This is a genomic window from Achromobacter dolens (genome assembly GCF_902859745.1).
GTDB lineage: Bacteria > Pseudomonadota > Gammaproteobacteria > Burkholderiales > Burkholderiaceae_B > Achromobacter > Achromobacter dolens.
In genome coordinates this window covers 28,682-39,895 of record NZ_CADIJW010000051.1, presented here as the reverse complement: position 1 = coordinate 39,895, position 11,214 = coordinate 28,682, and the positions used below count along the sequence as shown (strand labels likewise).

The 11,214-nt window shown below is 70.2% G+C and carries 14 protein-coding genes; 6 read left to right on the top strand and 8 right to left on the bottom strand.

The window, feature by feature from the left end:
* The 3 genes from HV783_RS24685 to HV783_RS24675 all read left to right on the top strand — a co-directional run.
* Positions 1-254: nucleotide-binding domain containing protein (locus tag HV783_RS24685; RefSeq protein WP_302477823.1), on the top strand; the 254-nt coding region annotated here is incomplete at its 5' end.
* On the top strand, positions 251-1,303 hold the full coding sequence (pdxA, locus tag HV783_RS24680; RefSeq protein WP_175190054.1) for a 4-hydroxythreonine-4-phosphate dehydrogenase PdxA: 1,053 nt from the start codon (positions 251-253) through the stop codon (positions 1,301-1,303). The genes HV783_RS24685 and pdxA, both read left to right, overlap by 4 nt.
* Before the next feature lie 4 nt (positions 1,304-1,307).
* Positions 1,308-2,216, top strand: a complete 909-nt coding sequence (locus HV783_RS24675) for a GntR family transcriptional regulator (protein ID WP_049072947.1) — start codon at positions 1,308-1,310, stop codon at positions 2,214-2,216.
* Positions 2,217-2,287: 71 nt separating this feature from the next.
* On the opposite strand, the gene HV783_RS24670 is transcribed toward HV783_RS24675, so the two are convergent.
* The 6 genes from HV783_RS24670 to HV783_RS24645 form a co-directional block, all read right to left on the bottom strand.
* Complete coding sequence (locus HV783_RS24670) at positions 2,288-3,022, bottom strand: CoA-transferase subunit beta (RefSeq protein WP_054503082.1); 735 nt, start codon at positions 3,020-3,022, stop codon at positions 2,288-2,290.
* Complete coding sequence (locus HV783_RS24665) at positions 3,015-3,845, bottom strand: CoA transferase subunit A (protein ID WP_054503083.1); 831 nt, start codon at positions 3,843-3,845, stop codon at positions 3,015-3,017. Before HV783_RS24665 ends, HV783_RS24670 begins: the two co-directional genes overlap by 8 nt.
* A 47-nt stretch (positions 3,846-3,892) precedes the next feature.
* Positions 3,893-4,615, bottom strand: a complete 723-nt coding sequence (locus HV783_RS24660) for an enoyl-CoA hydratase/isomerase family protein (protein ID WP_175190053.1) — start codon at positions 4,613-4,615, stop codon at positions 3,893-3,895.
* Positions 4,612-5,775, bottom strand: a complete 1,164-nt coding sequence (locus HV783_RS24655; protein WP_054503085.1) for a CaiB/BaiF CoA transferase family protein — start codon at positions 5,773-5,775, stop codon at positions 4,612-4,614. The genes HV783_RS24660 and HV783_RS24655 overlap by 4 nt, the downstream gene beginning before the upstream one ends.
* 233 nt (positions 5,776-6,008) lie before the next feature.
* Entirely contained in the window at positions 6,009-6,773 is a 765-nt protein-coding gene (locus HV783_RS24650) for an IclR family transcriptional regulator (RefSeq protein ID WP_054503086.1), read from the bottom strand.
* Positions 6,774-6,836: 63 nt separating this feature from the next.
* Positions 6,837-7,463 carry a cysteine dioxygenase family protein gene (locus HV783_RS24645; protein ID WP_064524235.1) on the bottom strand — a complete coding sequence of 209 codons (627 nt, stop codon included), beginning with the start codon at positions 7,461-7,463 and terminating at the stop codon, positions 6,837-6,839.
* A gap of 183 nt (positions 7,464-7,646) precedes the next feature.
* Here HV783_RS24645 and HV783_RS24640 point away from each other — a divergent pair, with 183 nt between their 5' ends.
* Complete coding sequence (locus tag HV783_RS24640; RefSeq protein ID WP_175190052.1) at positions 7,647-8,432, top strand: SIR2 family NAD-dependent protein deacylase; 786 nt, start codon at positions 7,647-7,649, stop codon at positions 8,430-8,432.
* A 36-nt stretch (positions 8,433-8,468) separates the two neighbouring features.
* Here the strand turns inward: HV783_RS24640 and HV783_RS24635 are convergent, their stop codons facing one another.
* Positions 8,469-9,107: a hypothetical protein gene (locus tag HV783_RS24635; RefSeq protein WP_175166620.1), complete on the bottom strand. Its 639-nt coding sequence runs from the start codon at positions 9,105-9,107 to the stop codon at positions 8,469-8,471.
* A gap of 191 nt (positions 9,108-9,298) precedes the next feature.
* Here HV783_RS24635 and HV783_RS24630 point away from each other — a divergent pair, with 191 nt between their 5' ends.
* Both HV783_RS24630 and HV783_RS24625 read left to right on the top strand, forming a co-directional pair.
* Entirely contained in the window at positions 9,299-9,901 is a 603-nt protein-coding gene (locus tag HV783_RS24630) for a helix-turn-helix domain-containing protein (protein ID WP_054503089.1), read from the top strand.
* A gap of 86 nt (positions 9,902-9,987) precedes the next feature.
* Positions 9,988-10,236 carry a hypothetical protein gene (locus HV783_RS24625; RefSeq protein ID WP_175143250.1) on the top strand — a complete coding sequence of 83 codons (249 nt, stop codon included), beginning with the start codon at positions 9,988-9,990 and terminating at the stop codon, positions 10,234-10,236.
* A 6-nt stretch (positions 10,237-10,242) separates the two neighbouring features.
* Here HV783_RS24625 and HV783_RS24620 read toward each other — a convergent pair whose 3' ends face one another.
* Entirely contained in the window at positions 10,243-11,145 is a 903-nt protein-coding gene (locus tag HV783_RS24620; RefSeq protein ID WP_064524227.1) for a LysR family transcriptional regulator, read from the bottom strand.
* Positions 11,146-11,214: the final 69 nt, after the last annotated feature.

Genomic DNA, 11,214 nt, shown 5'->3' with positions numbered 1-11,214 from the left:
CGCAGGCCATCGGCGCCTCGCGCGCCGCCGGCGTGGTCGCCACCGGCGGCGACGGCGCGCGCCAGGTGCTGCTGGCGCTGGGCGCCGGCGGCATCGCCCTGGTGGATGAAGTGATCGGCGGCGTGCCCCTGGGCACGCTGACCGGCGGCACGGCCGACGGCCTGCCCGTGGTGACCAAGGCCGGCGGCTTTGGCGCCGAAGACGTACTGGTTCGCGCCGTGCGCGCGATCCGCGACAGGAGATTCAAGCGATGACACAACCCCCCGCTCCCAAGCTGCCGCTCTTGGCCGTCACCCTCGGCGACGTGGCCGGCATCGGGCCGGAAATCACGGCCAAGATGCTGATGGGCCATGACGAACTGCGCCAGAAGGCGCGCCTGGTCGTGGTTGGCGACGTCGACGTGATGGCCAACGCCGTGCGCGGCCTGGGCGGCGATCCCGCCATCGTGCGCCGCGTCGAGCGTCCGGCCGACGCCACCAACGCCCCCGGCATCATCGAAGTGTTGCAGGCCGGCCCCTCGCTGGGCCACGTCAAGCTGGGCGAGATCAGCGCCGACGCCGGCGACGGCTCGGTGCGCTTCGTCACCACCGCCTGCGCCCTGGCGCGCGCCGGCGAGGTCGACGGCATCGTCACCGCGCCGCTGAACAAGGCCGCCATGCACGCCGCCGGCCACAAGTGGCCCGGCCACACCGAACTGCTGGCGCACGAATTCGGCGTCAAGACCTTCTCGCTGGTGCTGTCCGCCGGCGATCTCTACATCTTCCACGCCACCACCCACGTGTCGCTGCGCCAGGCCATCGAAGACCTGACGCCGGCGCGCATGCGCGCGGTGCTGCGCCTGGCCGGCTCGTTCGCCAAGGCCCTGGGCCGCGGCGACCGTCCGGTGGCGGTGTCGGGCCTGAACCCGCACGCCGGCGAGAACGGCATCTTCGGCACCGAAGACGCCGACATCCTGGCGCCCGCCGTGGCCGAGGCCAACGCCGCCGGCATCCTGGCGGCCGGCCCGATCCCGGCCGACGCGCTGTTCCCGCAAGCCGTGCGCGGCAAGTGGCAGTTCGTGATCGCCTGTTACCACGACCAGGGCCACGCCCCCTTCAAGGCCGTCTATGGCGATGACGGCGTTAACATCACCGTCGGCCTGCCGGTGGTGCGCGTGTCGGTCGATCACGGCACCGCGTTCGACATCGCGGGCCAGGGCATCGCCCGCGAAGACAGTCTGATCCTGGCCGCCGAGCGCGCCGCGCATCTGGCCCCGGGCTGGACGCATGTATGGGAAACTGCGCGGGCTCAAACAGGAGGTTGATTCCATGGCGCCCGCCAACGCTGAAGACTTGCCCGCGCTGGACCGTTCCGGCGACGTGCCGCTGCACGCCCAGGTGGCGGCATTGCTACGCGGCTACATCCGCACCCGCAAGCTCGGCGCCGGCGCCCTGCTGCCCAGCGAGGCGGCGCTGTGCGAGCACTTCGGCGTGGCCCGCAGCGTGGTGCGGCAGGCCCTCTCGGCCCTGGCCGCCGAAGGCCTGATCCAGCGCGAGGCCGGACGCCCGGCGGTGGTGGCCGCGCCGCGCGAACACCGCCGCCTGGTGCAACGCTCCACCGGCCTGTACGAGCAATTCGCGCAATCCGGCGTGACGCTCAAGACCCGCGTGCTCGATCTCGCGCCCAGCGAGCCGCCCAAGGCCGTGGCCGAGTTCTTCGGCACCCAGGACCTGCTGTTGCTGGAGCGGCTGCGCCACGTCGCCGACGCGCCGCTGGCCTACGTGCGCACCTGGCTGCCCGCCGCCGCCGTGCCCGGGCTGCGCGCCGAGGAACTCACCGACGCTTCGCTGCACGGCGTGCTGACGCGGCGCTTCGGCCTGCATCCCGGCGCGGGACGCAACCAGATCCGCGCGGTGGCGGCGGATGCCGCCCTGGCCGGCCTGCTGCAAGTGCCGGCGGGCACGCCGCTGCTGATGCTGGAAGGCCAGGGCATGGACCAGCACGGCCGGCCGCTGGAGTGGTTCAGCACCTGGCATCGCGCCGAACAACTGGTGTTCGACGTCGACGTCAGCGTCGGCCACGAAAGCGTGCAGCCGCGCCTGCGCGGCGCGTCGGGCACCGCCGCGGCCGCCGTCGAACCGGCTGTCGCCGGCCACGATCCTTTGGCGCGCGCCCAGGCGCTGGTGGCCGAACTTTCCGCCGAACTGGCGCGCCTGCGCGCCGGCAACCACGACTGAGCCCACGCGGCGAGCATCCGGCCGGCGCCGGCCCTGAACGCCCTTTCCCACGGGCGGGAGCCGCACGGGCCCTAGCGCAGCGTCACCGCCGCGTCACGCTCGAACTCCCCATCGGGATCCAGCTCGCGCAAGGCGCGCCGCTCGGCCTCGGTCGGCGGCGGCGTCGGCCCGGCGCCCTCGGCATCGAAATCGAAACCGGTGCGCTCGCGCACTTCCGCCAGGCTGGACTCGGGATGCCAGGATTGCAGCGCCAGCCGGCCGTCGCGCTTGACGAACACGGCGATCGGCGTCGCCACGCCGGCAAAGCCGCCGCCCGCTGTCACGAAATCCAGCTCCCGCACGAACACCCGGCGCGAATGCTCGGTGCGCCAGGTGCAGGTGCGCCGCGCCGTGGGCATCATCACCGCCCCGCCGCCGCCGCCCGGCAGCCGCACCTTGGGCGCATGCCAGTCACCGATGCAGGAATTGTTGGCGCGGCCGGCGCCGTCGATCTGCGCCGCGCCCAGGAACGCCAGGTCCATGCGGCCGCGCGTGCACAGGTCGTAGAAGTCCTCGTTGGCGAAGATCGAGGCGCTGTGCTCGGCCAGCACCGGATCGGAGCTGGACAGCGGGATGTGCGACGGACGCGGATCGACCCCGCCCGCCACGTTGATATAGACGTAGTCCCAGTCGTAGGCGCGCTTGGCCAGCAGGCAGGCCAGCATGGGCGGGGTCGAATTGACGCCGCTGAAGGTGATCTCGTCGGGCCGGATGAAGCGCGCCAGATTGGTGACGATGTACGAGAACCCCGACCATTGCTCAGCCATTCGCCGCTCCCGCTTCCGGCGCGGCGGCCAGGTGGGCCGCCAGGTCGCCGTTCCTGTCCATGTAGGCCTCGACCGCCGGATAGTCGATGGCATAGTCCGGCCAGCACGAACCCGGCCAGGCCGAACGCGGCAGCACCGTATAGGCCTGCACCATGAAATACGGCACCAGCGTGGCCTCGGGCTGCGCCTCGAACACGGCGCTGTCCACCCGTTTCTCGGCCACCACCAGCACGCTGCCGGCGGCGCGCGACATGATGCGGTCCCAGTGCGCCGTGCCATGCACCCGCACATTGCCGCGCGCGTCCACTTCCGAGGCCTGGATCACCGCGAAGTCGGGCCGCACCGCCGGGATCACCCAGGTGCGCTCGCCGCTGCCGTAGGGATCCTCCAGGCACTTCCAGCCGTTCAGGGTCGGCAGGGCGCTGCCGTGCAGGCCGCCGCAGGGCTGGAACGGCACGCCGTAGGCGGCGGCCCGCAGGCCCGCCGTCAGGCTGTTGCAGGCATGCTCCTCCAGCTCTACCTCGCCGCGCTCGATGGCCTTGCGATACCACGGCGCCAGGCCGAAATTGCCTTCCATCGCCACGATGCCGGCGCGCACGCGCCGCAGCGCGCCCGCGCGGCACAGAATGTCCACGTCGTAGCCCGGCGACTGCTTGACCAGCTCCAGATCGCGCCGCCCCTGGCGGATCAGTTCGCGCACGAAGGCGAACGGCCCCCGATGCAGGAAGCTGCCACCCAGCGCGATCGACGCGCCGTCCGGCACCAGCGCCGCCAGCTCGGCCAGCGAACACTGTTTGTGCGTTTGATTGAATCCCGAACCCATGCTGCCTCCTTCGCTTTCTTATCGTCGCGCCGGCCGGGCTGACGGCGTCAGCGCGCCTGCAGGTACGCCGCCACCCGCGCCTTCAGACCCGGCTCGGCGGCCGAGCGCACCAGCCGCGCCAGGTCGGTATCGGGCTGCTCCGCGGACAGGGCCGCATACAACTGCGCCCGGGCCGCGCCGGTCAATGCGCCGGCGGCCTCTCCGGCCTGGCGCTCGATCTCGGGCCACGATTCCTGCGCCGTCACGTGGCTGACGAAGCCGTCGCGGTAGGCCTCGGCCGCGCCGAACGTGCTGGCCTGTTCCAGGATGGCGCGGGCGCGCTCGGCGCCGACCAGCGCGGCGAAGCGGCGCGTGCCCAGCACCAGCCCGAACTTCAGGCCCGGCATGCGAAAGCTCGCGTCCGGCGCGCTGACGCGCCACTTGCAGGCGCCGAACAGATCGACGCCGGCGCCGAAGTTGCGGCCATGCGCCAGCCCCACCGTCAGGCAGGGCGAGGCCGCCAAGCGTTGCAGTAGAGTCTCGATGCGCACGAAGCGCAGCAGCAGGTCGCCCTCGCTCTGCGCCTCCAGCTCGCCGAAATCGAAGCCGGCGCTGAAATTGCGGCCCGCGCCCCGCAGCACGATGACCTCAGCGCCCTGCGCCGGCGCCGCGTCCACCGCCGCGATCAGCGCCTCGACCAGCTCGGCCGACAGCGCGTTCATCTTGTCCGGGCGCGCCAGCGTCAGCACCTGCGCGGCGCCGCGCCGCTCGACCTGCAGCGTCGCGCTCATGCGCGCCGCCCCTTGTCGCGCAGCGGTCCCAGCACCTCGTCGTTGTGCTGGCCCAGCGCGGGCGGCGGGCGCCGCAGCGCGGTGGTCTGGCCGTCGAAGCGCACCGGCAGGCCGAAGGTTCGCGTCGCCACGCCATTCGGCAGTTCAAGGGCCTGCACCCAGCCCATGTGCTCGACCTGCGGGTCCGCCAGCACTTCGGAATAGGTGTTGATGGGCGCGCACGGCACGCCGGCCGCGCGGAACCGCGCCAGCCAGGTGGGCGCGTCGTCGGCCGCGAAGATCGCTTCCAGGATCTCGCGCAGCGCGTCCTGGTTGCGGGCGCGCGCGCTGGTGTCGGTAAAGCGCGGATCGGCCAGCAGGTCCTCGCGGCCCACCGTCACGCACACGCCCTTCCACAGCGCGTTGTTGCCGGCCGCCATGCCGAAATAGCCGCCCTTGCAGCGAAACGCCTGATACGGCGCGTTGCGCGGGTGGGCCGAGCCCAGCTTGACCGGATCGCGCCCGCTGCCGAAGAACTCCGACGTCTGCAGCGCCGCGATGCCAAGCGTGGCGCCGAGCATCGGCACGTCGATATGCGTGCCCTGGCCGCTGGCCTGGGCGGCGCGCAGCGCCGAGGCGATGGCGAAGGCGCCGTAGAGACCGGCAGAGAAATCCGCCACCGGCACGCCGCACTTGACCGGCCCGCCGCCGGCCTCGCCGGTGACGCTCATCAGGCCGCTCATGGCCTGGATGGTGAGATCGAAGCCGCCTTCCTGGGCGCGCGGGCCGGTTTGGCCATAGGCCGAGATCGAGCAGTACACCAGGCGCGGATTGACCTCGCGCAACGCCGCGTAGCCCAGGCCCAGCCGGTCCATCACGCCGGGCCGATTGTTCTCGATCAGCACGTCGACGCTGGCAGCCAGTTCGCGCGCCAGGGCCAGGTCTGCCGGATCCTTCAGGTTCAGCGTGACCGAGCGCTTGTTGCGATTGAGCGAGGCGAAGTTCTCGCTGTAGCCCTGGCTCAGCGGCGGCCAACTGCGCAGCGTATCGCCGCCCTCCGGATTTTCCAGCTTGATCACGTCCGCGCCCATGTCCGCCAGCAGCATGCCGCAGAACGGCCCCGCGGCGACGTTGCAGATCTCGAGCACGGTGATGCCGGCCAATGCCGAACCGGATGTCATGGTCGACCTCTCGTTATGCCAATTCAGTATTTGGAATGAAGAAAAGAATCCAAGGCCGCGCGCGATGCCGTGGCATCGTGTCGCCTGCCTGCGTTCTTTCCGGATGCGAAAACGCGGCGTCAGGCCGCGGGCCAGCATAGCACCGCGACGAATCCGCGGTAAACCATTAATTGAAAATTGAATCCTACTATTTAGGATTCATGAGGACGCACGGCATGCGCGGGAGGCCCCCGTCATTGCCCAAGAAACCCGCGCCGATACCCCATGCCCTGGGACAGCGCCTGGGCGCACGCCGCCACGTCCGGGGCCAACTGCTTCATGCGGGCCGCGCTCAGGCGGTCGAGGGGACCGGAGATGCCGATCGCCGCCACCGGCTGATCCAGGCTGTTGAACAGCGCCACGGCCAGGCCGCCCACGCCCTCGCGCCATTCGCCGCGATTGACCGCATAACCGGTGCGCGCCACCTTGCGCAGTTCTTCCTTGAGCAACGGCATCGACACCAGCGTGGCCGGCGTATGGCGCGCCAGCCGGTCGGCGTAGCGCTCGACGTAGCCTTCGGCCTGATAGGCCAGCAGCGCCTTGCCGGTGGCCACCGCGTAGGCCGGCGCGCGGCCGCCCACCATGGAATAGGCGCGGATCGGTTGCGGGCTGTCGATCTTGTCGACGTAGACCACGTCGAAGCCGTCCAGCACCGACAGGTGCACGGTCTCGCCGGTCTGGTCGGCCAGCGTGCGCATGAACGGCGCGGCCAGCCGACGCAGGTCGAGCTGCCCGAGCTGGCGCGCCGCCAGCTCGAACAGGCGCACCGCGCCGCGATAGCCGCCGCCGTCCTCGTCGCGCACGACGTAGCCGGCGTGGATCAATGTTTGCAGGGTGCGGTGGGTATTGCTGCGCGTCAGCCCGACCCGGGCGGCCAGCGCATCGATGGTGCGGGGCGGATTATCCACGTCCGTGACCGCCTCCAGCACCATCAACCCCTTGAGCAGTGTCTTGTCCATTTTTTTGGTTTTCCCAATATTTAGGACGCGACCATAGCACGGGCCATGCCCGGCGAACAGGCCTCAGCGGCCCGCGGCGGGCAAGGCCGCGCGCACCGCCGCCGAACGGTCCCACAGATTGGGCACGCTGGGCGCCGAATAGCCCGACACGAACGGCTTGGCCTGGCCCGTGGCCGGGTCGTAGACATGGCGCGACACCGCGCCGATATTGCCGCCGTACAGGTGCACGCTGATCGAGACCTTGTCATCGAAGGCGTTCGAAACGCGGTGGATGTCGCCCTCCTGTGGCGACAGGCGTTCGACGTCGCCCGGATGCAGGGTCTCCGGCGCGCCACGCGGCGCCAGCCGGCCGTCGGCGCCGCGCGTATAGCGCTGGTTCACCTCCGCGCCGCGCAGCATGCCGACGTAGCCCCAGACCTCATGATCGTGCACCGGCGTCTGCTGGCCCGGCCCCCACACGAAGCTGACGATCGAGAAGCGTTCGAGCGGATCGCAGTGCAGCAGGTACTGCTGGTAGTACTGGGGATGCGGCGCGGTACAGGCCTCGGGCAACCAGTCGTCATGCGCAATCAGCGCGGCGAACGCGGCCTGCAGTTCGGACGACTGCGCCAGCCCGTCGGGCGTGGCCAGGCGGGTCGCGGTGGCAATGAAATGGCGCAGCCGGTCCAGGCCGGCGGTGGCTTCGGGCATAGCATCTCTCCGGATCGGGCGCGGCCCGCTCGGGCCATGCCATTGAACATCCCAATTTGACTATCCAGTATCCATCATCTGGGACGCGCGCCGCAATGCCCCGCCCGCGCGCCATCCCGCGCTTGACAGCCCGGGGGCCACGCGTGCAGCGTATCGAACCCGCCCCTTCACCGCATTCCCCGCATGGCAACCGAGATTCCCACCATTGCGCCCGCGCTCGCCGACCGGCTGGCGCGCGCCCGGCGCGTGACCGTCTTCACCGGCGCCGGCGTGTCCGCCGAAAGCGGCATCGCCACCTTCCGCGACCCGCTCACCGGCTTGTGGGCGCGCTTCGACGCCCGCGCCCTGGCCACGCCGGAGGCCTTCGCGGCCCAGCGGGACCTGGTCTGGGGCTGGTATGAATGGCGCCGCGCGCAGGTCGCGCGCGCCGAGCCGAACGCGGCGCACCGCGCCATCGCGGCGCTGGCGCGACGCATCCCCGCGCTGACCCTGGTCACCCAGAACGTCGACAACCTGCATGAGCGCGCCGGCAGCGACGCCGTGATCCATCTGCACGGCAGCCTGCACGCGCCGCGCTGCAGCGCGTGCGGACACGCCGCCCGCATCGCCCCGCGCGCCCTGGACGACGGCCTCGACACGTCCGCCGAAGAGCGCGCGATCACGCCGCCCGCCTGCGTCGAATGCGGCGCGCCGATACGGCCGGGCGTGGTCTGGTTCGGCGAAAGCCTGCCGGCCGGCGCCTGGCGCGCGGCGCAGCAGGCGTGCGACGATTGCGACCTGTTCTTCAGCATCGGCACATCGGCGCTGGTGTATCCGGCGGCGGAGCTGCCGTTGCGCGCCTCGCGGGCCGGCGCGACCGTGGTGCAGGTCAACCCGGCGCCCACGCCGCTCGACGCGCACGCCGACTTCAACCTGCGCGGCGCGGCCGCCGACGTCATGCCGCGATTGCTGGCCGCGGCCGGCTTCTGAACCCGGCCGGCAACACCGCTATGCGCTGCCGCCGCGTCACCACTTGCAGCCGCCGTCACGCACCGTGTCGGCCAGCAGGAACGGCAATGCCAGCAATCCAAGACCAGCATGCGCGTCGCGGCAAGGCGGCCGCACGCTTTGCGCGATACCCTTGGCCAGCGCCGAGGGTTCGGCGCGCGTCCTGGGCGCCAGGTCCACCCTCGCCTCGCCACGCGCGCGCGGCAGGCCTTGCGCCGCGGCGTCCTCACCGCGCCAGCGAAAGTCGCGTGGTGTATTGGCCGTAGGCGTCCTGGCGGGCGTGGCCTGACGCGACGCGGATGGCTTCGCCAGCCTGGAAGAGGACGGCGTGGACGACCGCGGCAATGCGGACGAAGACGGCTCGACGGCCTCGGAGGATAGGGGCGAAGACGGCGCGACCGATGGCGCCACGGTGAACGTCGCCGATGACGCGGAGGGCTGCGGCCCGGCCCGCGGCGGCAACAGCGTCACGTAGAAATCGTTCTGGCGGATCGCCGCCGGCGCCGGCGGCGTCTCGCGCTCGCTGGCGGCCCGCCACAACAGGCCGGCCACCAGCACATGAAAGGCGCACGAAAGGCCCGCGGCCCACCCTGCCAGCGCGCGGCCGCGCGGCGCGGCCGGCGCGGTCCGCAAGGCGCCCGCTCCAACAGAAAACATCACGGCAATCCTGGCGTCCAATCCGTTATTTTGCGGGCTCGCCGGCGCTGCACAGCCGGCTCCCGGGTGAAGATTTGTGAAGATGTTTTGAGCGAATCAGGACTACCATGGACAAACGTCCGCGATGCAGGGGAAACCCCAAATTCCATCGCGCGCGCAGAGGGATACAGTGGTAGCGAACCATTGCAGCCATGGAGATCATCATTCCGTTTTCCTGGAGACTTCCCGACGTGTTCGTGCGCTCGCCCGACGGTGTCCTCCACCGCGTGGTGAGACATGCCACGACCACGGAAACCATTGCCAAACTCGAGAGCATTCCCAGCAACCACCACCTGGATTGCGAATGCATGCTCGACAATGGCGAAGCCCTGGCCTGGATCGGCGGTAATCTGTACCGTCAGGTCAATGGTGGGATCATCTTCACCGCCGAACCCGGCGCCGCGCCCCCCCTGGCCGAGGCACGCAAGAACGCCAAGGCGCGCAACACCGTGCGCGACGCCTGTCGTCCCGCTGTCGCGCAAGAATCACACGCGGCGCAAAAAAACGTCGTACCATCCGCTGTAGCTAGACTAAAAACCGGCAACGATTGGAGCCTGATACGCGCCTGGCGCGAGCACCTGAACATCAGCACCGCTGACATGGCTGCCCGCCTCGGAGTGGATCACTCCATCTACATCGAATTGGAAAGGCCGCGTCCGCGACCGCGCCAGATCATTCTGGACCGCATCTCGGCCGCGCTGGGTGTCACGCCCGACCAGCTCGATGATTCATCGTTAGGAGGACATTTCCATTGATGCAGGCCGCATTCGCCTGACCAATGGAATTGTTCGAGCAACTTTGGCGCCGCGTAAGAATGACCGCGCATGGGGAGGTACCTGAAATGCTCGGAACCGCAAGACGCTTGACTGACGTACTGGCCACGGCCCCCGACGGCACGTTGTATCGCATCGAACGCTTCGTGTCGGACCCCGACGCCTACTCCGCGCTCGGCACTTCCCGCTTCGATCCCAAGGCGCATTGCGTCTGTCGCACCAGTTCGGGCGAGAAAGTCACCTGGCTCGGCGGCCAGGTCTACCAGCTCCTCAAGACCGGCCTGTGCCTGACGGCGGTGGACCGACGACGTGGCTGAAGCCGCTCAGCGCCGCCCGCCCTTCTCCGTGAACCGCGCCACGACGAACTCCACGAACGTCGTGAGCTTGGGCAACGCCTGCCTGTCCTTCGGATACAGCAGCGTGACCGGCCGCGCGGCCGGCCAGTATGGTTGCAGGATCGGCATCAGCTTGCCCGCGCGCACGTCCTCGGCCAGCAACAGCTCGGGCTGCAGCACGATGCCGAAGCCGGCCAGCGCCGCCTGCCTGAGCGCCTGGCCGTTATTCGAGACGAAGCGGCTGGTCGGCGGATAGTCGGCCTGCGCGCCGTCGCCATCGGCCAGCCGCCAGCCCGTGCGGCGGCTCCAGTACGAGAAGTCCAGACACTGGTGCCGGGTCAGGTCGGCAGGCGTCTGGGGCGTGCCATGGCGCGCCAGGTAGGCCGGCGCGGCGCAGATGATCATCTGGTAGCGGCCGATGGGGCGCGCCACCAGGCTGGAATCGCGCGGCTCGCCGATGCGCACCGCGAGGTCGTAGCGTGACGCCACCAGGTCCTCGACCGCGTCGCTCAGGGCCAGTTCGACGCTGACGTCCGGATAACGATCCAGGTAATCGGCGATCACCGGCGCCAGCGCGAACGAACCGAACGAAACCGTCGACGTGATGCGCAGGTTGCCCCGCGGCGCCACCCGCAACGCCTCGGCGCCCTGCTCCGCGTCGCGGATGTCGGCCAGGATCTCCTTGCAGCGCGCGTAGTACGCCTGGCCCGCCTCGGTCAGGCTCTGGCGCCGCGTGGTCCGGTTCATCAGCCGCAGTCCCAGCCGCGCCTCCAGGCCCTTGATGTGCTTGGCCGCCATGGCGGCGGACATCTCATGGCGCGCGGCCGCCGCCGTCAGGCTGCCCAGCTCGACCACCGCCACGAAGACTTCCATGCTGAGCAGACGATCCATGAATTACGCACCCTGGGTATGAAGTGTTCCAACCATTCCCGGATTTTTCCACAGGAATGGACATCGCAG

What these genes read in the sequence shown, in the direction of transcription:
- HV783_RS24660 (WP_175190053.1), bottom strand. Translation starts at nt 4,615, where the DNA reads ATGAGCGCGACGCTGCAGGTCGAGCGGCGCGGCGCCGCGCAGGTGCTG.
- HV783_RS24645 (WP_064524235.1), bottom strand. Translation starts at nt 7,463, where the DNA reads ATGCCCGAAGCCACCGCCGGCCTGGACCGGCTGCGCCATTTCATTGCC.
- HV783_RS24625 (WP_175143250.1), top strand. Translation starts at nt 9,988, where the DNA reads ATGCTCGGAACCGCAAGACGCTTGACTGACGTACTGGCCACGGCCCCC.
- HV783_RS24675 (WP_049072947.1), top strand. Translation starts at nt 1,308, where the DNA reads ATGGCGCCCGCCAACGCTGAAGACTTGCCCGCGCTGGACCGTTCCGGC.
- pdxA (WP_175190054.1), top strand. Translation starts at nt 251, where the DNA reads ATGACACAACCCCCCGCTCCCAAGCTGCCGCTCTTGGCCGTCACCCTC.
- HV783_RS24655 (WP_054503085.1), bottom strand. Translation starts at nt 5,775, where the DNA reads ATGACATCCGGTTCGGCATTGGCCGGCATCACCGTGCTCGAGATCTGC.
- HV783_RS24670 (WP_054503082.1), bottom strand. Translation starts at nt 3,022, where the DNA reads ATGGCTGAGCAATGGTCGGGGTTCTCGTACATCGTCACCAATCTGGCG.
- HV783_RS24650 (WP_054503086.1), bottom strand. Translation starts at nt 6,773, where the DNA reads ATGGACAAGACACTGCTCAAGGGGTTGATGGTGCTGGAGGCGGTCACG.
- HV783_RS24635 (WP_175166620.1), bottom strand. Translation starts at nt 9,107, where the DNA reads ATGTTTTCTGTTGGAGCGGGCGCCTTGCGGACCGCGCCGGCCGCGCCG.
- HV783_RS24620 (WP_064524227.1), bottom strand. Translation starts at nt 11,145, where the DNA reads ATGGATCGTCTGCTCAGCATGGAAGTCTTCGTGGCGGTGGTCGAGCTG.
- HV783_RS24640 (WP_175190052.1), top strand. Translation starts at nt 7,647, where the DNA reads ATGGCAACCGAGATTCCCACCATTGCGCCCGCGCTCGCCGACCGGCTG.
- HV783_RS24665 (WP_054503083.1), bottom strand. Translation starts at nt 3,845, where the DNA reads ATGGGTTCGGGATTCAATCAAACGCACAAACAGTGTTCGCTGGCCGAG.
- HV783_RS24630 (WP_054503089.1), top strand. Translation starts at nt 9,299, where the DNA reads ATGGAGATCATCATTCCGTTTTCCTGGAGACTTCCCGACGTGTTCGTG.